This window comes from Streptomyces sp. NPDC049915 (assembly GCF_040656475.1).
GTDB lineage: Bacteria > Actinomycetota > Actinomycetes > Streptomycetales > Streptomycetaceae > Streptomyces.
This window is the reverse complement of sequence record NZ_JBFAMH010000030.1, coordinates 1-23,822: the sequence shown is the minus strand read 5'-3', so window position 1 is coordinate 23,822 and position 23,822 is coordinate 1. Positions and strand designations below refer to the sequence as shown.

Here is a 23,822-nt window from a genome sequence, read left to right as displayed (position 1 = left end):
AAGGTGGGGGGTGGAGAGTTGAACCGCGGTGCCACTGACAGGAAGGTTTACTATCAGATCGCGTCGACCGTAACCCGGGGGCGGTGAAATTCGTGCGATCGGACAAAGCCGCCGTGCCACACGGGCGCTGAGCCGACGAGTCGTCAAGGCTTCAGGGGTCCGGTGCTACAGGGCCTCAGGACTAAGGGCTAAGGACTCCAGAGCTTCGGGGCTCCAGGACTTCAGAGGTCCGGTGTCTCGCCGGGCGCGGGTGCCGCCACCTTGGCGACCGCCGCGGCCAGTTGCTGCTGCACCGGATCGGCCAGAGGCTCGCCGTGTACGGCGTCCACCAGCTCCCTGGCCAGGTGGTGGAGCTTGGTGTTGGTGTTCTGGGAGGCCGTGACCAGCACCGTCCAGGCGTCCTCGGCGCTGAGCCCGAAGGAGGCCATGAGGATGCCTCGGGCCAGGTCGATCACCGGCCGGGTCTGCATCGCCCGGCGCAGCTGCACGACCTCGACACGGAGGTCCTCGAGGACGTCGTCGTGCGGCGACACGGACTCCCCCGCATCGTCGTCCGTGACGAACAGGGCGAGGGTGCCGGTCAGTTCCATCAGCCGCAGGACCGTGGGTGCGGCGCCGCCGAGGACGAGCATCTTTCCCTCGTCGAGGGCGCGGCGCCGGTGGGTCAGCAGTACGTTGAGTGCCGAGCAGTCGCAGAAGTCGACACCGGACAGGTCCAGTTCGACGTCTCCGGCGGACAGGGTCACGGCCGCGCGCAGTGCGCGGTCCAGCGCATCGTCGGCGTCGAGGTCGAGTTCACCGCGCACCGTGACCCGTACCAACTCGCCCTCGGGGCGCACGTCGATGAGCGGCAGGCGCCGGGGGCGCACGGGCGGCTCGCCCGTCGTGACCGTATGCCCGGGAGCCTCCCCGACGGAGGACCCCTCCTCGTACGCAGGCTCCGGCATGACCGCCTCCCCCGGTCAGCAATGACCGTCTTCCGCTCCAGGCTCCCCCGAGCACAGCAACACGTCAACCTATACATGAAAACTTCTTCAGGTCTTTGTATACACGAAGGGATAGCCGTAGAATCGCCCCATGGAGGGAGTGCCTGAGCCGCATACCGGGTGGACGTTCCTGACCAATCACGCCCGGGTCCTGGCGGCCATCGCAGACAATCACAGCGCGCGCATCCGCGACATAGCCGCGCACTGCCGGCTGACGGAGCGGGCCGTCCAGAAGATCATCGCCGATCTGGAGCAGGACGGCTACCTCTCGCACACCCGAGAAGGGCGCGGCAACGTCTACGACATCGATCCCTCCAAGGTGTTGCGACACCCCGCCGAGGCCGGGCTGACGGTTGCCTCGCTCCTCTCGCTGCTGGTGCAGGACGAGGCGGACCGGTCCCGGTTGCCCGCTGCGGCGCAGAAGACGGGGAGCGACTGACCTTCGCCGCGCCCCGCCCGCCGCCCGCGCGTGCGGCGCCCCTCCAATGCACTGCCAGCTCGTGCCGGTCCGTCCCGGATATGTCAGGGTCGTGCCTGGCTGGAGGGAGAGTGCGCGGGATGGCCGACACGCCCCACGGCGGCCACGGCAGGCCGCCGACACGTGCGCAGCGCTGGGCCGCGTTCCGGCACTCGCCGTTGCTGCCGGCGACCGTGCTGGCGCTGATCCTCGCGGCCGCCGCCGGGCTGTTCGCGGGCTCCTACACGTACTCGATGGCCAACCCCACCCCGCACTCCATCCCTTCGGCCGTCGTCGGCTCCTACCAGCAGGCCCGGGGCCGGGCCTTCCTGGACGGCATGGAGAAGGCCCTGAACGCCTCGGTGAAGGTGCACACCTACGGCACCGTCACCCAGGCCCGGCAGGCGCTCGACGAGCAGAAGGTGTTCGCGATCTTCGACGTGCGCGGCGACGGGCGCAGCGTGATGCTGGACGTCTCCGGCGCCTCGGGCGCCTCCGTGGCGCAGGTATTGTCCGAGACCGCGCCGGTGGTGGGGCGCAAGACGGGGGTGGCCGTCACCGTGCGGGACATCAAGCCGCTGCAGGAGGGTGATCCGCGGGGGCTGGCCATCTTCTACATCTCTCTGGCGGCCGTGATCATCGGTTTCGTCGGGGCGATCCAGCTGAGCGTGCACGCGCGGGCGCTCACCCCGGTGGAGCGGATCGCGTTCACCATCGGCTACGCGCTGCTCGGCGGCTTCGCGATCGCCGCCGTCGTGGACTGGCTGCTCGACGCCGTCGATCTGCCGTTCCTGGAGTCGTGGCTGATCCTGGCACTGACGATGTTCGCGTCCGGCATGGTCTTCACGATGTTCAACACACTGATCGGGCGCTGGGCCATGCTGCCGACGTGGGGACTGATGGTGCTGCTGGGCAACCCCTCGTCCGGCGGCGCGGTCTCCTGGCCGCTGCTGCCCTCCCCGCTCGGCGTGATCGGCCGCTGGCTTCCGCCCGGCGCCTCGGTGAGCGCCCAGCACACGGCCGTGTACTTCGCCGGGCACCAGCACGCGTTCCCGTTCCTGGTGCTGGCCGGGTGGGCGCTGCTGTCGTGCGCGGTGTTCTGGACCTGGCGGCACCGGCATCCCGGCAGCCGCGAACGCCTGCCCGCCCACGCGTCGTGACGAGGGGCGCGCGCATGGCCCCGTCCACCGCCGGGAACCCGGCGACCACTGCCCGTCAACCCATTGGAGAGTTGCCATGAGTGTGCTGCGCCTTGTCGGCCGTCCCCTGCTCGCGTCCATGTTCGTCTCCGGCGGCATGAACTCGCTGCGCTCCCCCGAGAAGGTCGCTCCCGCCGCGGAGCCCGTCGTCGGCCCGATCAGGGAACGGGTGCCGCTGCTGCCCGAGCACACCGAGCAGGCCGTACGGCTCAGTGGCGCGGTGCAGGTGGTGGGCGGGCTCATGCTGGCCACCGGGCGCATGCCCCGGCTGGCGGCGCTGGCCCTCGCCGGGACGCTGGTGCCGACCACGCTGGCCGGACACCGCTTCTGGGAGGCGGACGACCCCGGGCAGCGGGCGCAGCAGCGCATCCACTTCCTGAAGAACCTGTCCATGCTGGGCGGGCTGCTCATCGCGGCCGACGACACCGGCAGCGCCCCGTCGCTGCTGTGGCGCGGCCGGCACGGCGCCCGCGACCTGAGCCGCGAGGCCCATCTGGTGCGCCGCACCGCTCGGACGACGGCCCGTCCGGCGGCGGCCGCGGGCGCCTTGCGCGCCAAGGTGCGCTGACGCCCTCTCGGCGACGGCACGTCAGCGCCGCCGAACGATCCGCCCGGCGAACTCCACGGACTGCGCGAACACCTCCTCCACGAGGGCGTCCGGCGCGCCGGTCCACAGGTGATCGGCGCCGGGTACGGCGCGGAAGGTGACGTCGGCGCCGGCCGCGCGCAGGGCCGCGGCGAGGTCCCGTGACTGGGTGACGGGGACGATCGTGTCGTCGGCGCCGTGCAGGAGCAGGAACGCAGGCGCCTCCCCGCCGACGTGGGCCGACGGGGAGGCCTCCCGCGCGCGGTCGGGGTCGTCGGCGGCTGCGTGACCGAGGAGCAGCGCCTCCAGGGTGTGCGCCGCGGCGCCGGTGAGGTCGGTCGGCCCGTACCGGACCACGCATCCGGCGACCGTCCGGCCGGCGGTGAGGGCGTACAGGGCCGCGAGGTGGCCGCCGGCCGACTCGCCCCACAGCACCGGGCGTTCGGCGGCCAGGCCCAGTTCGCCGCCCCGGGTGCGCAGCCGGGCGAGGGCGGCGGCGAGGTCTTCCTGCTGGGCCGGGTGCACGGCTTCGCCGCTGAGCCGGTAGTCGGGGCAGGCGACGGCGAACCCGGCCCGTACCAGACGGGCGAACGGCGTCGTCCGCCACGCGCGCAGCCGCGGCCCCATGTCGTCGCGCAGTCCGGTGCGCCAGGCGCCGCCGTGGACGAACACCACGGCCGGCAGCGGCCGGGCGGGCGGGCCGACGGGCAGCCACAGGTCGAGTTCCAGGGGGCGGCTGCCGTCCCGGACGCAGTAGGGGACGGCACGCAGCATTCGTACGTCCTCGTCGGCGAGGGCGGCGGGCGGCAGGGGCGGGGTCGCCGGGTCGGGGGGTGCCAGATGTGCGGCGAGGTCGGGTGCGGGCACGGGGGCTCCAGGGTCAGCGGGCCGGGCGGGAGAGGGCGCGGCGGGCGTTGGCGGTGGTCAGCGACTGCCAGGTGGCGCCCGGGACCGGGACCTCGGCGGCTTGCACGGACGCGAGGTGCGCGTCGACGCCGTGGGCCGGGGTCCAGCAGTAGTCGCTGCCGTAGAGCAGGCGGTCGGGGCCGACCAGGTTCAGCAGCGCGGGGAGCTGGCGCGGGAAGGCCGGGCCGGCCGTGTCGTAGCAGAGGCGCCGCAGTTGGGTCACGGCGTCCGGGGCGTGGGTCCGGTCGGGCTGGAAGAGCCGCAGGAAGCCGTCGACGCGGTCGGCGAGCACGGGCAGCGCGCCGCCGCAGTGCGGCACGATCACCCTCAGGTCCGGGGGGCGCTCGAGGACGCCGGCCATCAGCAGGTCGGTGACCGTGCGGGCGGTGTCGAAGACGAACTCGATCATCGGATGGGGCCGGCCGAGCGCCGACTGCCCCCAGCACACCGGGGAGGTGGGGTGCAGGAAGACGGTCACCGCGCGGCGGTCCAATGCGGCGAAGAGCGGTTCCGGACGGGGGTCGCACAGGTAGACGCCGTGGCTGTTGGTCTCCAGGACGACGCCGTCGGCGCCCAGAGCGTCGAGGGCGTGGGCGAGTTCGGCCAGGGCCGCGTCCACGTCGGGCAGCGGCAGGGAGGCGAAGAAGCCGAACCGGCCCGGGGGGTCACGGACGATGCCGGCCGCTTCCTCGTTGACCTCGCGGGCCAGGCGGCGGGCCGCGGCGCTGTCGCCGAAGTGCACACCGGGTGAGGACACCGAGAGGATCGCCGTGTCGATGCCGCCTGCGTCACCCGGCTGATCCGTATCACCCCGGAGGGCGAGCGGGTGCACGCCCGTGCCCAGGCCGTCCTCGCCCGCGTCGAGGAGGTGCTGGCCGAGCGGATCGGGGCCGGACCGGCTGCGGCGCTGCGCGCAGCACTCAGCCTGCCGCGGGGCGAACCGCCGCTCGTGCGCGCGCCCTGACGACCACTTCTGCGGACAGCGAAGTCCGAGCCGGAAACGGCGGGCCCACGGCTAGCCTCCGGGCATGGTGGATCACCGCACGACCGTCGTGAACGGCATCCGGCTCGCCTACGAGGTGTCCGGGCCGCGGGAGGGACGAGCCGCCGTTCTGCTGCACGCGCTCGGCGAGGACGCTCGCAGCTGGCGCGCGGTGGCACGGGCGCTTGCCGCCGAGCGGCGGGTGTACGCCCTGGATCTGCGCGGACACGGCCGCAGTGCGTGGCCGGGAACGTACACGCTGGAGCTGATGGCGTCCGACGTGCTCGGTTTCCTCGACGCTCTCGGGCTCGGCGCGGTGGACCTGATCGGGCACTCGCTGGGCGGGGTGGTCGCCCAGCTGCTGGCGCAGGAGTGTCCGCACCGGGTGGCGCGGCTGGTACTGGAGGACGTGCCCGCCCCACGCCCCCGCACACCGACTGCGCCGGTGCGCCCGGACGGGGAGCTGCACTTCGACTGGAACATGGTGACGGCCGTCCGGCCGCAGCTCGACACGCCCGACCCGGCCTGGCTGGACCGGCTGGCCGGGATCACCGCCCCGACGCTCGTCGTGGCCGGCGGGCCGGCCAGCCATGTCCCGCAGGACGGCGTGGCGGAGCTGGCCCGCCGCATCCCGGACGCCCGGGTGATCACGATCCCGGTCGGCCACATGGTCCACGACGAGGCACCCGACGCCTTCACCCGGGCCGTCATGGAATTCCTCTCGGCGTCCTGACCGCCCGGCCGAGCGGTACGGCGGCCCCGGCCCGAGCCCCGGCCTCGCCCGGGCCGGTCCCGGCGTCCCGGCCCTTCAGCCCAGCGCTACGGTCACCTCGTCCGCGCCCGTCGCGTTCGTGCCGCCCGCCACCCGCACGGTGAAGGGGCGGTCGGTGCCGTGCGCGGTGACGCTCAGCCGGTCGCCGTCGCGCCGCAGCGTGAACGTGGCCGCCGGGGTGCCGGTCGGATCGGGCACGGTGACCTCGGCCCGGTACGCGGGGTCGGCGGTGGGGTGGACGAGCAGGGTCGGCGTGTCCAGCCAGTCGCCGTCGGGCCGGCTGTCGTCCGAGGCCAGCGGCAGCACGGCGCCCTCGCGGACGTACAGGGGCAGGCTGTCGAAGCCGTGCCGCTCGGTGCGCCAGGCCGGGCCGGTGACCCGCTCGCCGGTGAGCAGGTGGGTCCAGGTGCCCGCGGGCAGATAGACCTCGACCTCGCCGTCCTCGGTGAAGACCGGGGCGACCAGCAGGTCGGGGCCCAGCATGTACTGGCGGTCCAGCGGGCGGCACGCCGGGTCGTGCGGGAACTCCAGGACCATGGGGCGCATCACCGGCACGCCGGTGCGGTGGGCCTCGGCGGCGGCGCCGAACAGGTACGGCATGAGGCGGTGCTTGAGCAGAGTGAAGCGCCGGGCCACCTCCACCGCTTCCTCGCCGAACCGCCACGGCACCCGGTAGGAGTCCGAGCCGTGCAGCCGGCTGTGCGAGGAGAGCAGGCCGAAGGCGAGCCAGCGCTTGAAGACGGCCGGGTCCGGGGTGCCCTCGAAGCCGCCGATGTCGTGGCTCCAGAAGCCGAAGCCGCTCAGCGACAGGGACAGTCCGCCGCGCAGCGACTCCGCCATGGCCTCGAAGGAGGCCCAGCAGTCGCCGCCCCAGTGCACCGGGTACTGCTGGCCGCCGGCGGTCGCGGAGCGGGCGAAGAGCACGGCCTCACCCTCGCCGCGCTCCTTCTCCAGCAGTTCGAAGACGGTCCGGTTGTACAGGTGCGTGTAGTAGTTGTGCATGCGCTCCGGGTCGGAGCCGTCGTGCCAGACGACGTCGGTGGGGATGCGCTCGCCGAAGTCGGTCTTGAAGCAGTCCACGCCCTGGTCGAGCAGCGCCTTGAGCTTGCCCTGGAACCAGGCCCGGGCGTCGGGGCTGGTGAAGTCGACCAGACCCATACCGGCCTGCCACAGGTCCCACTGCCACACGTCGCCGTTCGGGCGGCGCACCAGGTGGCCCAGCTGGGCAGCCTCCTCGAACAGCGGGGACTTCTGCGCGATGTAGGGGTTGATCCAGGCACTGACTTTCAGGCCCTTGGCCTTCAGCCGGGCCAGCATGCCCTCCGGATCGGGGAAGACCTCGGGGTCCCACTCGAAGTCGCACCACTGGTACTCGCGCATCCAGAAGCAGTCGAAGTGGAAGACCGACAGCGGAATGCCGCGCTCGGCCATGCCGTCGACGAAGGACATCACGGTCGCCTCGTCGTAGTCGGTGGTGAAGGACGTGGTCAGCCACAGCCCGAAGGACCACGCGGGCGGCAGGGCGGGGCGGCCGGTCAGGGCGGTGTAGCGGGTCAGGACGTCCTTGGGCGTGGGGCCGGCGACGACGTAGTACTCGATCGTCTGGTCCCGCACGCTGAACTGCACCTGCCCCACCGACTCGGAGCCGACCTCGAAGGAGACCGCGCCGGGGTGGTTGACGAAGACGCCGTAGCCGCGGGAGGACAGGTAGAACGGGATGTTCTTGTACGCCTGCTCGCTGCTGGTTCCGCCGTCGGCCTGCCAGATGTCGACGACCTGGCCGTTCTTGACGTACGGCGTGAAGCGTTCGCCGAGTCCGTAGATCTGCTCGCCGACGCCGAGCGCGAGCTGGGCGAGGACGTGGTGGGCGCCGTCGTCGGTGGTGGCGAACGCGGTGCCCTTGCGGCCGGCCCGGGTCAGCTCCCGTCCGTCGGCGTCGTGGAAGCTCAGAGTCCAGGGGGCGGCCCGGTCCAGGCGCAGGGTGAGCGGGCCGCTGGTCAGCTCGGTGAGCGTGCCGTCGTCGCGCACCTCGCCCGCGCCGCCGGGGTCGGCGGCGACGGCGAAGTGGGGGCCCGGGTCGCGCTTGCCCGCGTGGTGGGTGACGCGGACGCCGATGACGCCGTCGGCCGGTGAGAAGCAGTCGACCGTGACGAGCGGCGCGTTGAGCGTGTCCCCTCTGCGCGTCACCTTCTGTACGGCGGCAGAGGCGGTGAAGCGCTTCGATTCGACGCGTACGTCGCGCACCTCGGTGGCGTACGCGATGCGGACGCCGTCACGGATGCGCCAGAAGCCGTTGGTGAACTTCATGGTCTTCCTCGCAAGGAGAGGCGGAGGTCGAAAGGGCCCGCGCTGAGCGTCGCCCGAGGGTTCGGATCGTACATAAAACCAGGCGGTAGCGGGGATCTCCGTGCGGACGGTGAGCGATCGACCACGGAAGAGGTCTGGCGCCGGAGCCAGGATTGCCGTATTAGTCATCGCAGAAAACAAACTCGTCCGGCAAGGTGGCCGGGCGGACGACAGCAAGGTCCACCCTATGTCGAAGCGCTTCAACAACACGCTCGCCGCAGCGTTGGTGCTGCTCGCCGGTACGGCCCTGACCGGATGCGGCCAGCAGCGCGACAGCGGTGTCTACACCGTCCTGAACTCCTCTACCGACGAGTCGTACCACCGCTGGGACGCCCAGGCGATGGCCCGCTGCAGCGAGCGGCTGGGGGTCACGATCAGGCAGCAGAGCGTCCCGGCCGCGCAGGTGATGACCAAGGCCCTGCGCATGGCGTCCTCGAAGTCGCTGCCGGACATCGTGCAGTTCGACGCGTCCGAGATGCCGACCTTCGCGGAGGCCGGCGGTCTGACCGACCTGCGCACGCTCGGGCTGAGCACCGACGGCGTCCCGCAGGGCATCGTGAACTTCGGGTCGTACCGGGGCACGTACTACGGCGCGGCCCGCTCGGTGAACACGCTCGCGCTGTTCTACAACAAGGACCTCCTCGCCGAGGCCGGTCTGAAGGTGCCCGCCACCTGGGACGAGCTGCGTGCGACGGCGAAGAAGCTCACCGCCGGCAAGCGCTACGGCATCGCCCTCAGCGCGGGCGGCGCGGAGGACGGCGTCTTCCAGTTCACGCCGTTCATGTGGTCCAACGGCGGTGACGAGTCCCGGCTGGACGGGCCGCGGGTCGTGCAGGCCCTGGACTTCTGGAAGGCCCTGCTGAAGGACGGCTCACTGTCGAAGTCGACGGTCGGCTGGACGCAGGCGGACGTCAACGACCAGTTCATGGCGGGCAACGCCGCGATGATGATCAACGGACCGTGGCAGGTCGAGACGCTCAACACCAAGAAGTCGCTGCACTGGGGCATCGCGCAGATTCCGGTGCCGAAGGCCGGTGACAAGTCGGTCGGCCCGCTCGGCGGCGCGGTGCTGACCGTGCCGAACACCGGGGACGCGGCCCGGGAGAAGACGGCCGGGCGCGTCGTCGCCTGCCTGTCGAGCGAGCAGGAGCAGCTCACCTACGCCCTCAACAGCTGGATGGTCCCGGCCGACGCCAAGGCCGCCGCCGTGTGGCGCACACGCGTCCCGGAGCTCGACGCGCTCGCCGACCAGGTGGCCCAGGCCCGCTCGCGGACCGCCAAGCTCGGCGCCGGCTGGTCGGGCGTGTCGCTCGCCCTGCAGAGCGCCTTCCAGTCCGCCCTGACCGGGCAGTCCAGCGAGTCCGCCCTGAAGCGCGCCCAGCAGCGGGCCACGAGCGGGAACTGAGGTACGCGACCCATGACCACGTCCACCGTCACCGCCCCGGCGCCCTCCGCAGCCCGTCCGAAGACCGCAGCGCCGGGTCCGCGCGGGCTGCGGCGCCGGCTCGCGCAGTGGGGGTTCGTCGCCCCCGCCGTCGTCTTCATGCTGCTCTTCTTCGGCTACCCGCTCGTGCGCAACGTCGTGATGAGCTTCCAGCACTACACGCCGAAGACCTTCTTCACCGGCGAGGCGCCCTTCAACGGCGTCGACAACTGGTCGCAGGTCTTCAAGGACGCCCTGTTCGGCAAGGCGCTGTGGCACACACTCGTCTTCACGGCCGGCTCGCTGCTCGGGCAGTTCTGCATCGGCCTCGCCCTCGCGGTGTTCTTCAACCGGCGCTTTCCGCTGGGCGGTGCACTGCGATCGTTGATCCTGTTGCCGTGGCTGGTGCCCATGGTGGTGTCCGGCATCGTGTGGCGGCGCATCCTGGACCAGGACACGGGTGTGTTGAACACCTTCTTCGACACGATCGGGCTCGGCGGCCACACTCCATGGTTGACCAGTCCGCACATGGCCCTGCTGTCGGTCATTGCCGTCAACATCTGGATCGGCATCCCCTTCAACATGGTCATTCTGTACGGCGGTCTGCAGGAGATCCCCAGAGAGATGTACGAGGCCGCCTCTCTTGACGGCGCGTCGGCATGGCGGACGTTCCGGTCCATCACCCTGCCGATGCTGAGGCCCGTCATCACCGTCGTCCTGGTGCTGGGATTCATGTCGACGGTCAAGATCCTCGACCTGATCCTCGCCCTGACCGACGGCGGTCCAGCCGACGCGACGCAGACCCTGGGCACGCTCACCTACCAGAACTCCTTCGTCCAGCTGGACTTCGGTGCGGGCGCGGTGGTCGGCAACGTGCTGATCCTGATCTCCGCGGTGTTCGCGGTGTTCTACCTGCGGGCCAACCGCACCGAGGGGAAGTGACGAGGACGATGGCCACCGAAACCGCCGCGCAGCCGCGCACCGCGAAGCGCCACTGGGGTTCCACCGTCGTGGGCGTGCTGGTGCTGTGCGTGATGCTGTTCCCGCTGTACTGGATGCTCGACACCGCGCTCCAGCCGAAGGCCGGGCTGCTGGAGGTCGATCCGGTGCCGCACGGCCTGGACCTGTCCGGATTCTCCAAGGCGCTCGGCGACCAGGGCGGGCATCTGCTGACGTCGCTGGTGGTGTCGCTGGGCGCCGTCGTTATCTGCCTGGCGATCGCCGCGCCGGCCGCCTACGGGCTCGCGCAGTTCCGGCTGCGCGGCAGCCGCGGCATCGTGTTCGGCACGCTGATCACCCAGATGGTGCCGGGCATCGTCATCGCCAACGCCCTGTACAACACCTACGTCGATCTGGGCCTGGTCAACTCCTACGCCGGCCTGATGCTGGCGGACGCCTCGCTCGGCATCCCCTTCTCCATCGTGCTGATGCGCTCGTTCATGGTGTCCATCCCCGGCGAGGTGGTCGAGGCCGCGCAGATGGACGGGGCCGGCCGGCTGCGGACGTTCGTCCAGGTGGTGCTGCCGATGAGCCGCAACGCGCTGATCACCTCGGGGCTGTTCGCGTTCCTGTTCTCCTGGAGCGACTTCATGTTCGCGCTCACGCTGAACACCACCGACGACGTCAAGCCGGTCACCCTCGGCATCTACCAGTACATCGGCGCGCACGTCGGCGACTGGGGCTCGGTGATGGCCGCCTCGGTGCTCTCCGCGATCCCCGCCGCGATCCTGCTCGTCCTCGCCCAGAAGTACATCGCCGCCGGGATCACCGGCGGTTCCGTCAAGTGACTGTGAAGGCCGCCCACATGACCGACTCCCCCCGTTTCCCGCCCGGCTTCGTCCTCGGCGCCGCGACCGCCTCGTACCAGATCGAGGGCGCGGTCCGCGAGGACGGCCGCTCCCCCTCCATCTGGGACACCTACAGCCACACTCCCGGCATGGTCACGAACGGCGACACCGGCGACGTCGCCTGCGACCACTACCACCGCTACGCCGAGGACGTGGCGCTGCTGCGCGACCTGGGCGTGGACTCCTACCGCTTCTCGATCGCCTGGCCGCGGATCGTGCCGGACGGCTCGGGCCCGGTGAACGCCAAGGGCCTGGACTTCTACGACCGGCTGGTCGACGAGCTGCTCGCGGCCGGGATCGAGCCCGCGGCCACCCTCTACCACTGGGACCTGCCGCAGGCGCTGGAGGACCGGGGCGGCTGGCGGGTGCGGGCGACCGCGGAGCACTTCGCCGCGTACACGGCCACCGTCGCCGAGCGCCTCGGCGACCGGGTGCCGCGCTGGATCACCCTCAACGAGCCGTGGTGCAGCGCCTTCCTCGGTTACGCGGTCGGCCGTCACGCGCCCGGCGCCCGGGAGGGCCGCGGCGCGCTGGCCGCCGCCCACCATCTGCTGGTCGGCCACGGGCTCGCCGTACAGGCGCTGCGGGCGGCCGGGGTGCGCGAGGTGGGCATCACGCTCAACCTGGACCGCAACCTGCCGGCCTCCCCCGGCTCCCCCGCGGACCGGGCGGCGGTGCTGCGCGCGGACACCCAGCACAACCTGGTGTGGACGGAGCCGCTGTTCGCGGGCCGCTACCCGGCGAGCGAGGAGGGGACCTGGGGCGAGCTGATCACCGGTCAGGACTTCCGGCAGGACGGCGACCTGGAGCTGATCGGGCAGCCGCTGGACTTCCTCGGCATCAACTACTACCGGCCGATCGTGGTCGCCGACGCCCCGTACCGGGAAGCCGACCCGGCCCGGCGCGTGGCGACGGACAACCGGTACGCGGAGGTGCGTCTGGAGGGCGTGCGGCACACGGCGATGGACTGGCCCGTCGCACCCGGCACCTTCACCGACCTGCTGGTGGACCTCAAGGAGCGCTACGGCGCTGCGCTGCCGCCGGTGCACATCACCGAGAACGGCTCCGCCGAGCACGACGCGGCCGACGCCGACGGCACGGTGCACGACACGGACCGGGTGGCCTATCTGCGCGACCACATCGGCGCACTGCGGGCCGCGATCGACGCGGGCGTGGACGTGCGCGGGTACTACGTGTGGTCCCTGCTGGACAACTTCGAGTGGGCGCACGGCTACGGCAAGCGGTTCGGCATCGTGCGGGTCGACTACGACACACTGCGGCGCACGCCGAAGGACAGCTACCGGTGGTACCGGGAGTTCATCGCCGCGCAGCGGGACTGAGCCGACGGCGTGCGCGCGCCGGCGTTCACGCGTCCAGCAGGTCACGCATGCGGGCGGCGGCGTCGACGGCGGCCGTGCCGCAGCAGTTGTTGAACAGCACGTGGAGCCGGGCGGTGCCGTCGGCCAGGGCCCGCAGCCGCGGCACCCACTCCTTCAGTTCCGCGTCCGTGTAGGCGTGGCGGAAGCGGTCCTCCTTGCTGCCCGTCCCCCAGGCGGGGCTGCGGCCGTGGAAACGGACGACGGACAGCTCCGGCGAGGTGACCGGGGTGACGGGCGGAACGGAGGCCGGCAGCCCCTGGCGCATGTCGACGCCGACCGCGGCGAACCCGTGGCCGCGCAGCATGGCCCGCGTCTCGTCGTACCGTTCGCCGCTCCACCACTGCGGGTGGCGGAACTCCACGGCGACGGGCCAGCCCGCGGTGCGTGCGGCGCAGTCGGCGAGGACCTCCTCGGCCCGGGGGCCGGGCTGCAGCCAGGGCGGGAACTGGAAGAGCAGCGTGCCCAGCCGCCCGGCCTCGCGCAGCGGTGCGAGCGCGTCGGTGAAGCGGGACCACACCGCGTCCAGCACCGCGGGGTCCCGGCTGTCCGCGGGCAGGCCGTCCGGCAGGGAGGCGGGGCGGGTGGTGTGGCCGGTCAGCAGGGAGAAGGCCTTGACGTCGAAGACGAACCCGTCGGGCGTACGCTCCGCCCACAGGCGGCTGTTGCGTGCGGACGGCAGGGCGTAGTAGGTCGCGTCGACCTCGACGACGGGGAACTGCTCGGCGTAGTAGCGCAACCGCCCCTCGGGATCCCGCCGCCCGGCCGGGTACCAGCCGCTGCCGACGAGCGCGCGATCGGTCCATGAGCACGTCCCCACGAGAATCTCACCCATGGCGGCCGGTTACCCCGACACGGTCTGCACATGGGGCGGTTGGGGACCTGGGCGCGAAGGAGGGCGGGGTGGCCCCTGGTCAGGGGGCCACCCCGCCGCCGTCACGCGACACGGCCGGCAGGCCGTCAGAACGCGGTACCGGTGCCCAGCGGAAACGCGGTACCAGCGCCCGGCAGACCGTCAGAAGCGCGGTGCCGGTGCCTGTTCCTCCACCAGGCGGGCCGCTTCCTCCTCCGTTTCGACCGACGGCGGGGAGCCGTCGAGGGGGCGGCGGGCCGTTTCCTTCATGCAGGCCACGGCGACGACGCCGACGAGGGCGGCGGCCATGGCGTAGTACGCGGGCATCAGGTCGCTGCCGGTGGCGGAGATCAGGGCCGTGATGACGAGCGGGGTCGTCCCGCCGAAGAGGGAGGCGGAGAGGTTGTAGCCGATGGACAGCGAGCCGTAGCGCACCTGGGTGGGGAACAGCGCGGGCAGCGCGGCGGACATCGTGCCGAGCAGGCACACCAGGGACAGGCCGAGCATCAGCATGCCCGCCGAGACCGCGCCCAGGCTGCCCTGGCCGACCAGGAGGAACGCGGGCACGGACAGCAGCAGGAAGCCGAGCATGCCGGCCATCAGCAGCGGCTTGCGGCCCACCCGGTCGGACAGCCGGCCGACCTGGTTGATGAGCAGCATCAGCACCACCATGGTGCCGATGAGGACGAGCAGGCCGTGCGCCTCGGAGTAACCCATCTCGTCCGACAGGTAGGTCGGCATGTACGACAGCAGCATGTAGTCGGCGATGTTGTACGCGCCGACCAGGCAGACGCACAGGATCAGCGTCCGCCAGTGCTCACGGAAGATCTTCGCCAGGTCGCCGCGCGCGCTCGTCTCCACGCCGGACGCCGCCTCCGACGCGCGGTGCAGGGAGTCGTCCTCCAGCTTGCGGAAGGCGGGCGTCTCGTCCAGCCGCAGCCGCAGATAGAGACCGACGAGCCCGATGGGGCCGGCGACCAGGAACGGCACCCGCCAGCCCCAGTCCTGCATGCCGGTGTCGCCGAGCCACGCCGTCAGCGCGGTCACCAGGCCGGCCGCGCCGACGTATCCGGCGAGGGTGCCGAGCTCCAGGAAGCTGCCGAAGAAGCCTCGCCGCCGGTCGGGCGCGTATTCGGCGATGAAGGTGGACGCGCCGCCGTACTCGCCGCCCGTGGAGAAGCCCTGCACCAGGCGGAAGAGGATCAGCAGGGCCGGCGCCCAGAAGCCGATCAGGGCGTAGGAGGGGATCAGCCCGATCGCGAAGGTGCCGACCGCCATCATGATCATGGTCATGGCGAGCACCTTCTTGCGGCCGATCCGGTCGCCGAGCGGGCCGAACACCATGCCGCCGAGGGGGCGTACCAGGAAGGACACCGCGAAGGTGGCGAACGACGACAGCAGCTGGACCGTGTCGTTCCCGGACGGGAAGAAGACATGCCCGAGGGTGACCGCGAGATAGCTGTAGATGCCGAAGTCGAACCATTCCATGGCGTTGCCGAGCGAGGCCGCCTTCACCGCGCGCTGCACGGCCTGCTCGTCGGTCACCGTGATGTCGGTGCGGCGCAGCGGCGGGTTGCGGCGCCGTCTCGCCGCGCGGAACAGTGCGCGGTGTCGGCGTTCGGCCTCCGGATCGGCGGCTTCCTCGAAGGTGTCGGACACGCCGGGCACCATGCGGACTCCTTTCCTGCGGACTCCTGCGGGCCGCTGGGACTTGTGCGGACCTGGACCCCTGGACTCCTGTGGGCGGTACAACCGCAAGATCGCCTGCTCACTCGTGGCAGACGCAAACCGGGTGGGGCGGCAGAGGGATGTTCGTCACTCCACCGGCCCGCGGACGACGCGCCGCCTCCCCCGCCGTACCGGGAGGCCGCGCGACCGCTGCGCGCGGATGCGGCGCCCCCGCCGGGAGGCGCATTCTTGCTGTGTCTTCTTGCTGTGTCGCCCACACGGCGGCACCGACGAGGTAGGGCCATGAGTGGGAGCGCCGGGGACGGACAGCGGCCACCGGGATGGTCGGCCGCGCTGCTGACCGACGCCGTGACGCAGGCGCTGCGTGCGGCCGACGGCCGGGTCGCGGCCGTGTACCTGCGCTCGTCCGTCCCCGGGCTGCTGCGGCTGGCCGTGCTGTGCGGGCTGCCCGGGGCGCTGTTCCGGCCGTGGTGGCGGTTGCAGGTGGAGTGGCCGTTCCCGGCGACCGACGCGTACCGGCTCGGGGTGCCGGTGACGCTCGCGAACCCTGCGGAGACGATGCGCCGCTATCCGCAGTTCGCGGCGGGGCTGCCGTTCCCGTTCGGTTCGCTGTGCGTGCCGATCGCCCGGCACGCCCGGGTGCTGGGGGTGCTGGCGGTGCTGCGCCCGGCCGTGGCGGACGCCGCCGAAATGGTGCCGCAACGCCAGTCGCTGGAGGCGCTGGCCGGCCGGCTGGCCCTCGCACTGGACGGCCCGGCGGGCACCGGCCCGCACGTCACCTGGGACGCGGCGCCGCTGGACGTGCGGCCGCCGGGGCCGGGTCCGGCCGGCGGGCGCGTCGGGTGCCTGTCGTGGGATCCGGTGGCCGACCGTCTCACCGCCGACGGCCCGGCGCAGGCCCTGCTCGGGACCCCGGCCGGCCGGCTGCCCGGCACCCTCGACGCGCTGCTGCCGGTCGCTCCGGAGCTGCCTGCCCTGCTGCGGGAGGCTGCCCAGGGCCGGCCCCCGCCTCTGCCGGTGCCGGTGCGCGGCGCGGACGGCGCGCAGCGGCTGGTGCTGTTGTGGGCGCCGCGGACGGCGGACGGCGGGTTGACGCGGTCCGTGGACGGCGTCGTCCTCGACCCGGGATCCGGCGCACTGGCCGACGGCGCCGCCGATCTGCTGCCGCAGGGGGTGTTCTGCCTGGACCGGCTGGGCGTGGTCGGCTACGCCAATCCGCGCGCCGCCCGGCTGCTGGGGACGGAGCGCGACGGGCTGCTCGGCCGTCCGCTGTGGGAGGCCGTGCCGTGGCTGGACCAGCCCGGCTGCGAGGACCAGCTGCGCCATGCCCTGCTGTCCCTCGAGCCGGTGCACTTCCAGGTCAGGCGGCCGCCCGCGCAGCCCCGGCAGTCCTACGAAGGCGACTGGCTCGCCGTGTCCGTGCACCCCGGCACCCACATCCTGACCTGCACCGTCGCCCCGGCCAACCGGGTGCCGGAGTCTCCGCCGCCGGTCGACGCCGACGGCTCACCGCGCCCCGCCACGGCCGCCGCCGCTCCCCAGTACCGTCCGATCGCGCTGGCCATCGCGCTGTCGGAGGCGGTCACGGCGCGCCAGGTGTCCGCGGTGGTCGTGCAGGAGCTGCTGCCCGCGTTCGGCGGTCGCCGCCTGGCGATCTATCTGCTCCAGGAGCGGCATCTGTACCTGGCCTGGGAGACCGGTTTCCCGGTGGGCTTCCTCACGCCCTTCGAGGGGGTGGCGCTGGACGCACGGCTGCCCGGTGTCGAGACGCTCACCACGGGCCGTCCGCTGTTCTTCGAATCCATGCAGCAGCTCGAGGCCGCGTACCCGGGCATCCCACTGGACGCCACCGAGGGCTCCCGCGCCTTCCTGCCGTTGATCGCCTCCGGGCGCCCGGTCGGCTCCTGCATCCTCGGCTTCGACCGCCCGCGCAGCTTCAGTTCCGAGGAGCGCACCGTCCTGACGGCGCTCGCCGGTCTGATCGCCCATGTGATGGAGAAAGCCCAGCGGTACGACACCGAGGCCGCCCTCGCGCACGGATTGCAGCAGGCGCTGCTGCCCCGCCGTCTGCCCGAGCACCCCCGGGTGGCGACCGCGGGGCGGTATCTGCCGGGGACGGAGGGGATGGACGTGGGCGGCGACTGGTACGACGTGGTGCCGTCCGGGGACGGGCTGGCGCTGGTGATCGGGGACGTGCAGGGGCACGGGGTGCAGGCGGCGGCCACGATGGGGCAGCTGCGCAGTGCGGTGCGGGCGTTCGCGCTGAGCGACCGGCCGCCCCAGGAGGTGCTCGGCGGCACCAACCGGCTGCTCATCGACCTCGACCCGGGCCAGTTCGCGAGCTGCTGCTACGTCCGGCTCGATCCGGTCAGCGGCCTGGCGCGGGTGGTGCGGGCCGGGCATCCGCCGCCCCTGCTGCGGGAGGCCGACGGCCGCACCACGGTCGTGGACCTGCCCGGCGGGGTGGTCCTCGGCGTGGACCCGGCGGCCCGCTACCCGGTGTCCGAGCTGCGGATGACTCCGGGCGCGGTGCTGGCGCTGTACACGGACGGGCTGGTCGAGCGGCCCGGCTTCGACATCGACGACGGCATCACGGCGCTGCGGCTCGCCCTGTCCCGGGCGGGCGCGCCGGGCGCGGACCGGGGTTGCAGGTCCCTGGCGGACGTCGCCGACCGTCTCACCGCGACGGCCCGGCACGCCGCGGACCGCCCCGACGACATCGCCCTCCTGCTGGCGGCGCTCACGCCGGGGGGTGCGGCGGGCGGGTGACGGCGCGGCCCCAGGGGCCTGCGCGAGCGTGTCGCGCACGAGGCGCACGGAATGCGTCACCGCTCACCCGACGGGCCCCTGCCACGGTGTGACGCCCCTCGCCTCACGCGGCGCGGCAGTGTAGACATGGGCACATGGTCCGACTTCTGGGTCGATCCGGGACCCGCTCGCCCCGGCCTCCCGGCAGCCGGCGTGAACCGCACGGCCATGACGGCGTGCCCCGCGCGGTCGGTGAGCGTCTGCGGCGGCAGGCCGCGGTGCCCGCGCCCGCCGCGCGGCGCAAGGGGCCCGGCCGCACGCGCCGCGAGCCGGCGGCCGGGCTGCGCGCCAGGCTCGGCGGCCGCAGCCTGGCCGGGCAGGTGTTCGTCCTCAATGTCGTCATCGTGCTGCTGCTCGTCGTCGCCGCCGTGGTCGCGCTTCTGCTGCAGGTCCGAGCCGACACCACGCAGGAAGCCCGCACCCGCTCCCTCGCGGTCGCCGAGACCTTCGCGAACGCGCCCGGCACCCGCGCGGCGCTCAGCACCCCCGACCCCACGGCGGTGCTGCAGCCGCGCGCCGAGGCGGCCCGCAAGGCGGCGAACGTGGACTTCATCGTCGTGACGAACACCGACGGCATCCGCTACACCCACCCCAAGCCGGACCGCATCGGCAAGAAGTTCGTCGGGACCATCGCCCCCGCCCTGGCCGGGGGCACCGTGGTGGAGGAGATCAACGGGACGATCGGCCGTCTGGTGCAGGCCGTGGTGCCGGTGACGGCGCCCGACGGGAAGGTGGTCGGGCTGGTGTCGGCCGGCATCACGACCGCCCACGTGGGCGGCGCCGCCGACCGCCAACTGCCGCTGGTGCTGGCCGCAGCGGCCACGGGGCTGGCGCTGGCCACCGGCGGCACGGCCCTGGTGAGCCGGCGGCTGCTGCGCCAGACCCACGGCCTCGGCCCGCGCGAGATGACCCGCATGTACGAGCATCACGACGCGGTGCTGCACTCGGTGCGCGAGGGCGTGCTCATCGTCAGCGGCGAGGGCGACCTGCTGCTCGCCAACGACGAGGCACACCGGCTGCTCGGCCTGCCCGCCGACGCCGAACGCCGGCATGTGCTGGACCTGGGCCTGGACGCGGACACCGCCGAACTGCTGGCCTCCGGCCGGGTCGCCACCGACGAGGTGCACCTGGTCGGCGATTCCCTGCTGGCGATCAACCAGCGGCCCACCGACCTGGAGGGCGGCCCGCCCGGCAGTGTGGCCACCCTGCGCGACTCGACCGAGCTGCGGGCCCTGCTGGGCCGGGCGGAGGCGGCCCGCGAGCGTCTCGACCTGCTCTACGCCGCCGGAGTGGGGATCGGCACGAGCCTCGACGTGGCCGGTACGGCGAAGGAGCTGGCCGAGCTGGCCGTGCCGCGGTTCGCCGACTTCGTCACCGTGGACCTCTTCGACGCCGTCCTGTCCGGGGAGGACCCGGAGCCCGGCGGTGCGCTGCGCCGGACGGCCGTCAGCGGGGTCCGCCCGGACGCGCCGCTGTTCCCGCTGGGCCGCCAGCTGCGGTTCGTGGACTCCTCGCCGCACGGGGTGAGTCTGGTGACGGGCAGGGCGGTCAGTGAGCCGAGCCTGGCGAAGGCGCCGGGCTTTCGGGCGCAGGACCTGGAGCGTTCGGCGCGGGTCATGGCGTACGGCATCCACTCGCTGATCACCGTGCCGGTGCGGGCGGGTGGCCGGGTGCTGGGCGTTGTGAGCTTCTGGCGCGCCGAGCGGCCCGAGCCCTTCGACGAGGAGGAGGTGGCGCTGGCGGAGGAGCTGGTCACGCGGGCGGCGGTGGCCATCGACAACGCGCGCCGCTACACCCGCGAGCACGGCCTCGCGGTGACGCTGCAGCGCAGCCTGCTGCCGCGCAGTCTGCCGGCGCAGAACGCGCTGGACATCGCCTACCGGTATCTGCCGGCGCAGGCCGGGGTGGGCGGCGACTGGTTCGACGTACTGCCGCTGTCGGGTGCCCGGGTGGCGCTGGTCGTGGGCGACGTGGTCGGGCACGGGCTGCACGCGGCGGCGACCATGGGCCGGCTGCGCACCGCGGTGCACAACTTCTCCTCGCTGGACCTGGCCCCGGACGAGTTGCTGACGCTGCTGGACGAGCTGGTGGCGCGGATCGACCAGGACGAGGCGGTGGAAGGCTCCGCCGCCCCGGTCACCGGCGCGACCTGCCTGTATGCGGTGTACGACCCGGCGGCGCGGCGCTGCACGATGGCGCGGGCCGGCCATCCGCCGCCGGCGGTGGTCGGCCCCGACGGCAGCGTGGCGTTCGCCGAGGTACCGGCCGGTCCCCCGCTGGGGCTCGGCGGCCTGCCGTTCGAGGCGGTGGAGCTGGACCTCGCGGAGGACAGCCGGCTCGTGCTGTACACCGACGGGCTGGTGGAGGACCGGGAGCGGGACATCGACAGCGGTCTTGAGCTGCTGCGCGGCGCGCTGGCGGGGGCCGGAACCTCGCCGGAGGACACCTGCCTGGCGGTTCTGGACGCGCTGCTGCCGGCCCGGCAGGCCGACGACATCGCGCTGCTCGTCGCGCGCACCCGGGCGCTCGGCCCCGACCAGGTCGCCGAGCGGGAGGTGCCGATGGAGCCGTCGGCGGTCAAGGACGTCCGCGCGTTCGTGACCCGGCAGCTGGCGGAGTGGGGCCTTCAGGAGCTGGAGTTCACCACGGAGCTGATCCTCAGCGAGCTGGTCACCAACGCGATCCGGTACGGCAGCGCCCCGGTGCGGGTGCGGCTGCTGCGTGACCGCAGTCTGATCTGCGAGGTCTTCGACGGCAGCAACACCTCACCGCACCTGCGCTACGCGGCGCTGTCCGACGAGGGCGGCCGCGGTCTGTTCCTGGTGGCGCAGCTGACTGAGCGCTGGGGGACGCGCTACACCCAGCACGGGAAGATCATCTGGGCGGAGCAGCCGCTGCCGTAGCCGTCAAGCAGACCTTTGACTTCCCATAAGAGCCGCTTATGAGGTCATAGAGCGGACCCGCGTACCGACTTAGGCATGCCTCAGTTTAGGCTTCCCGTCGAGTCGATCATTCGCCGCTCGAAGGGAAACCCGTCATGCCTCGCCCCCTGCGGGTCGCCATCGTCGGTTCCGGCCCCGCCGGGATCTACGCCGCCGACGCGCTCTTCAAGTCCGAGGTGGCCGCCGAGCCCGGCGTGTCCATCGACATCTTCGAGCGCATGCCCGCGCCGTTCGGACTGATCCGCTACGGCGTCGCCCCCGACCACCCGCGGATCAAGGGCATCATCACGGCCCTGCACCAGGTGCTGGACAAGCCGCAGATCCGCCTCTTCGGCAACGTCGACTACCCGACCGACATCTCCCTGGACGACCTGCGCGCGTTCTACGACGGGGTGATCTTCGCGACCGGCGCCACGGCCGACCGCGCGCTGCCGATCCCGGGCGTCGACCTCGACGGCTCCTACGGTGCCGCCGACTTCGTCTCCTGGTACGACGGCCACCCGGACGTGCCGCGCACCTGGCCGCTTCAGGCCGAGAAGGTCGCGGTGCTCGGCGTGGGCAACGTGGCCCTCGACGTGGCGCGCATCCTCGCCAAGACGGCGGACGAACTGCTGCCCACGGAGATCCCGGCGAACGTCTACGACGGTCTGAAGGCCAACAAGGCCGTCGAGATCCACGTCTTCGGCCGCCGCGGCCCGGCGCAGGCGAAGTTCAGCCCGATGGAGCTGCGGGAGCTGGACCACTCCCCGAACATCGAGGTCATCGTCGACCCCGAGGACATCGACTACGACGAGGGCTCGATCGCCACCCGGCGCGGCAACAAGCAGGCCGACATGGTCGCCAAGACCCTGGAGAACTGGGCGATCCGCGACACCGGTGACCGCCCGCACAAGCTGTTCCTGCACTTCTTCGAGTCGCCCACCGAGATCCTCGGCGAGGACGGCAAGGTGGCCGGCCTGCGCACCGAGCGCACGGAACTGGACGGCACCGGGAACGTGCGCGGCACCGGCAAGTTCACCGACTGGGACGTGTCGGCGGTCTACCGCGCGGTGGGCTACCTCTCCGACAAACTCCCCAAGCTGCCCTGGGACCTGGACAGCGGCACGGTGCCCGACGCGGGCGGCCGGGTCGTCGAGGAGGGCGGCACCCACCTGCAGTCGGTGTACGTCACCGGCTGGATCCGGCGCGGCCCGATCGGCCTCATCGGCCACACCAAGGGCGACGCCAACGAGACGGTGGCCAACCTGCTGGACGACCACGCGAACGGCCGTCTGCAGACGCCGGCCTCGCCCGACCCGGAGGCGGTCGACGCCTTCCTCGCCGAGCGCAGCGTCCGCTTCACGACCTGGGACGGCTGGTACGCCCTGGACGCGGCCGAGAAGGCGCTGGGCGAGCCGCAGGGCCGCGAGCGCGTGAAGATCGTGGAACGCGAGGAGATGCTGAAGGCGAGCGGCGCGTAACGGGGTTACGGCGTGGGCCGGTGACACACTCACCGGCCCACGCCGCTAATGACGCACTCGCCGGTCGCGCGGCGCCGCGCGGCGGACAGGAACCGGTGCCGGTGACCGGGCCCGCCGCGCCTGGCCGCGGGCCCCTGGCGGCCGCCGCCCCGTGCCTCCGTGCCGCGTCGGGATCCGGACGGCCACCGGCACCTACGACGGCTCCCGCGCCCCGGTAAACCGCTGGGTTCTGGATCACCGGGCTGTTGGCGTCCCGGCGTGTTCACCCTCCCTCACGTCCATCACCGGCGGCACCGTGCACGGCCCGCGGCTGAACGGCACCGTGCTGGCCGGCGGCGGCGACTGGTCCAACACCCGCGGCACGGTCTGCGAGCTCGACACCCGCTACCTCATCCAGGCGGACGACGGCGCCGTCATCGACATCGTCACCGCGGCTACTACCACGAGGGAGCCGGCAGCCCCGACGAGTACGACGGCGACCTGTTGCTCGCCGAGGCCCGGCGTCTACTTCCGTACCGACGCGCCCGCCCACCGGTGGCTCGCGCGGACGGTGTTCGTGGGCCTCGCCCGGGAGGAGGACGGGGACATCGTGATCCGTGTGTACGCGGTGGAGTGAGCCGGGTGGTGACTCCCGCGTGGGAGGCGGATGGCGCGGCCGGAGGGTGGGCATGCTGTGAGCGAGGCCACTTCCGGTGGATCGGTGGATCTTCCTCGGTGCCTGCCCGCCTGATCGGCTCCCACGAAGGACAACCGCTCTTGGCTCTGATGACTCCTGACGCTCCCTCGGCGCGCCGCCCGGGTCGTTCCTGGACGATCCGGGTGGTCGGTCACCGCGACCGCAGTGCCTCGGTCACCTGCTCCTCGTCGTGCGTGATGCCGGCCCGCTCCCGCGACCTCGCGGCGCTGCGCCGGTTCGCCGAGGCCCACGCCCTCGCACATGCCCGGGCCGCGGCCGTGCGCGCCGACGCCGCCTGCCGGTGCCGCCATCACGGATGCGCCCCGCACGAGGGCACCCGGGTCTCCTGCGGAGGGACCGTGGTCCTGGTGCTGCGCCACGATCCCGCGGTGGGGCAGGTGTGGACCCTGAGCGAGGTGTGGTCGTCATTCATGTCGACCGCGAGCACGCCTCGGGCCAGGGCCGCGCGAAGCGGCAGCACCGGAGTGGCCCCGCGCTGCCAGGAGGCGGTCAC

The 23,822-nt window shown here is 72.6% G+C and carries 20 protein-coding genes; 14 read left to right on the top strand and 6 right to left on the bottom strand.

Going from position 1 to position 23,822, the window contains the following annotated elements; translation table 11 throughout:
• Positions 1-221: 221 nt before the first annotated feature.
• Entirely contained in the window at positions 222-947 is a 726-nt protein-coding gene (locus AB0J12_RS33660) for an ANTAR domain-containing protein (RefSeq protein WP_363268426.1), read from the bottom strand.
• A gap of 130 nt (positions 948-1,077) precedes the next feature.
• Here AB0J12_RS33660 and AB0J12_RS33655 point away from each other — a divergent pair, with 130 nt between their 5' ends.
• The 3 genes from AB0J12_RS33655 to AB0J12_RS33645 all read left to right on the top strand — a co-directional run bounded on the left by AB0J12_RS33655 (position 1,078) and on the right by AB0J12_RS33645 (position 3,210).
• Complete coding sequence (locus AB0J12_RS33655) at positions 1,078-1,425, top strand: helix-turn-helix domain-containing protein (RefSeq protein ID WP_363268425.1); 348 nt, start codon at positions 1,078-1,080, stop codon at positions 1,423-1,425.
• A 119-nt stretch (positions 1,426-1,544) separates the two neighbouring features.
• Positions 1,545-2,603, top strand: a complete 1,059-nt coding sequence (locus tag AB0J12_RS33650; protein ID WP_363268424.1) for an ABC transporter permease — start codon at positions 1,545-1,547, stop codon at positions 2,601-2,603.
• A 76-nt stretch (positions 2,604-2,679) separates the two neighbouring features.
• A complete protein-coding gene (locus tag AB0J12_RS33645; RefSeq protein WP_363268423.1) occupies positions 2,680-3,210 on the top strand; it encodes a DoxX family protein in 531 nt (176 codons plus the stop codon).
• Positions 3,211-3,231: 21 nt separating this feature from the next.
• On the opposite strand, the gene AB0J12_RS33640 is transcribed toward AB0J12_RS33645, so the two are convergent.
• Together AB0J12_RS33640 and AB0J12_RS33635 are read right to left on the bottom strand one after the other, a co-directional pair.
• Positions 3,232-4,095: an alpha/beta hydrolase gene (locus AB0J12_RS33640; RefSeq protein WP_363268422.1), complete on the bottom strand. Its 864-nt coding sequence runs from the start codon at positions 4,093-4,095 to the stop codon at positions 3,232-3,234.
• A gap of 13 nt (positions 4,096-4,108) precedes the next feature.
• On the bottom strand, positions 4,109-4,891 hold the full coding sequence (locus AB0J12_RS33635; RefSeq protein ID WP_363268421.1) for an amidohydrolase family protein: 783 nt from the start codon (positions 4,889-4,891) through the stop codon (positions 4,109-4,111).
• A 69-nt stretch (positions 4,892-4,960) separates the two neighbouring features.
• Between AB0J12_RS33635 and AB0J12_RS33630 the strand changes: the two genes are divergently transcribed.
• Positions 4,961-5,098 (top strand): hypothetical protein, encoded by a 138-nt coding sequence (locus AB0J12_RS33630; protein ID WP_363268419.1) that lies wholly within the window; start codon positions 4,961-4,963, stop codon positions 5,096-5,098.
• 64 nt (positions 5,099-5,162) lie between these two features.
• On the top strand, positions 5,163-5,849 hold the full coding sequence (locus AB0J12_RS33625) for an alpha/beta fold hydrolase (RefSeq protein WP_363268418.1): 687 nt from the start codon (positions 5,163-5,165) through the stop codon (positions 5,847-5,849).
• Positions 5,850-5,924: 75 nt separating this feature from the next.
• Here AB0J12_RS33625 and yicI read toward each other — a convergent pair whose 3' ends face one another.
• Positions 5,925-8,195: an alpha-xylosidase gene (gene yicI, locus AB0J12_RS33620; protein ID WP_363268416.1), complete on the bottom strand. Its 2,271-nt coding sequence runs from the start codon at positions 8,193-8,195 to the stop codon at positions 5,925-5,927.
• 226 nt (positions 8,196-8,421) lie between these two features.
• On the opposite strand from yicI, the gene AB0J12_RS33615 reads away from it, so the two are divergent.
• The 4 genes from AB0J12_RS33615 to AB0J12_RS33600 are packed head-to-tail and all read left to right on the top strand — an operon-like array spanning position 8,422 to position 12,844.
• A complete protein-coding gene (locus AB0J12_RS33615) occupies positions 8,422-9,639 on the top strand; it encodes a sugar ABC transporter substrate-binding protein (RefSeq protein ID WP_363268415.1) in 1,218 nt (405 codons plus the stop codon).
• Positions 9,640-9,651: 12 nt separating this feature from the next.
• Positions 9,652-10,599, top strand: a complete 948-nt coding sequence (locus AB0J12_RS33610; protein ID WP_363268414.1) for a sugar ABC transporter permease — start codon at positions 9,652-9,654, stop codon at positions 10,597-10,599.
• An 8-nt stretch (positions 10,600-10,607) separates the two neighbouring features.
• Positions 10,608-11,444, top strand: coding sequence for a carbohydrate ABC transporter permease (locus tag AB0J12_RS33605; RefSeq protein ID WP_363268413.1), 837 nt, complete (start codon positions 10,608-10,610; stop codon positions 11,442-11,444).
• Positions 11,445-11,461: 17 nt separating this feature from the next.
• On the top strand, positions 11,462-12,844 hold the full coding sequence (locus tag AB0J12_RS33600) for a GH1 family beta-glucosidase (RefSeq protein WP_363268411.1): 1,383 nt from the start codon (positions 11,462-11,464) through the stop codon (positions 12,842-12,844).
• Between the two features lie 25 nt (positions 12,845-12,869).
• Here AB0J12_RS33600 and AB0J12_RS33595 read toward each other — a convergent pair whose 3' ends face one another.
• On the bottom strand, positions 12,870-13,715 hold the full coding sequence (locus tag AB0J12_RS33595; protein WP_363268409.1) for a DUF72 domain-containing protein: 846 nt from the start codon (positions 13,713-13,715) through the stop codon (positions 12,870-12,872).
• Positions 13,716-13,895: 180 nt separating this feature from the next.
• Positions 13,896-15,404: a glycine betaine/L-proline transporter ProP gene (gene proP / locus AB0J12_RS33590; RefSeq protein WP_363268408.1), complete on the bottom strand. Its 1,509-nt coding sequence runs from the start codon at positions 15,402-15,404 to the stop codon at positions 13,896-13,898.
• A gap of 300 nt (positions 15,405-15,704) precedes the next feature.
• Here proP and AB0J12_RS33585 point away from each other — a divergent pair, with 300 nt between their 5' ends.
• The 5 genes from AB0J12_RS33585 to AB0J12_RS33565 all read left to right on the top strand — a co-directional run.
• Positions 15,705-18,191 carry a SpoIIE family protein phosphatase gene (locus AB0J12_RS33585; RefSeq protein WP_363268407.1) on the top strand — a complete coding sequence of 829 codons (2,487 nt, stop codon included), beginning with the start codon at positions 15,705-15,707 and terminating at the stop codon, positions 18,189-18,191.
• A gap of 134 nt (positions 18,192-18,325) precedes the next feature.
• On the top strand, positions 18,326-21,133 hold the full coding sequence (locus AB0J12_RS33580; protein ID WP_363268406.1) for a SpoIIE family protein phosphatase: 2,808 nt from the start codon (positions 18,326-18,328) through the stop codon (positions 21,131-21,133).
• 134 nt (positions 21,134-21,267) lie between these two features.
• Entirely contained in the window at positions 21,268-22,632 is a 1,365-nt protein-coding gene (locus AB0J12_RS33575; RefSeq protein ID WP_363268405.1) for an FAD-dependent oxidoreductase, read from the top strand.
• Positions 22,633-22,783: 151 nt separating this feature from the next.
• Positions 22,784-23,248 (top strand): DUF3237 domain-containing protein, encoded by a 465-nt coding sequence (locus tag AB0J12_RS33570; RefSeq protein ID WP_363268404.1) that lies wholly within the window; start codon positions 22,784-22,786, stop codon positions 23,246-23,248.
• A gap of 149 nt (positions 23,249-23,397) precedes the next feature.
• Positions 23,398-23,822 (top strand): hypothetical protein (locus AB0J12_RS33565; RefSeq protein ID WP_363268403.1); only part of this gene is annotated, 425 nt, incomplete at its 3' end.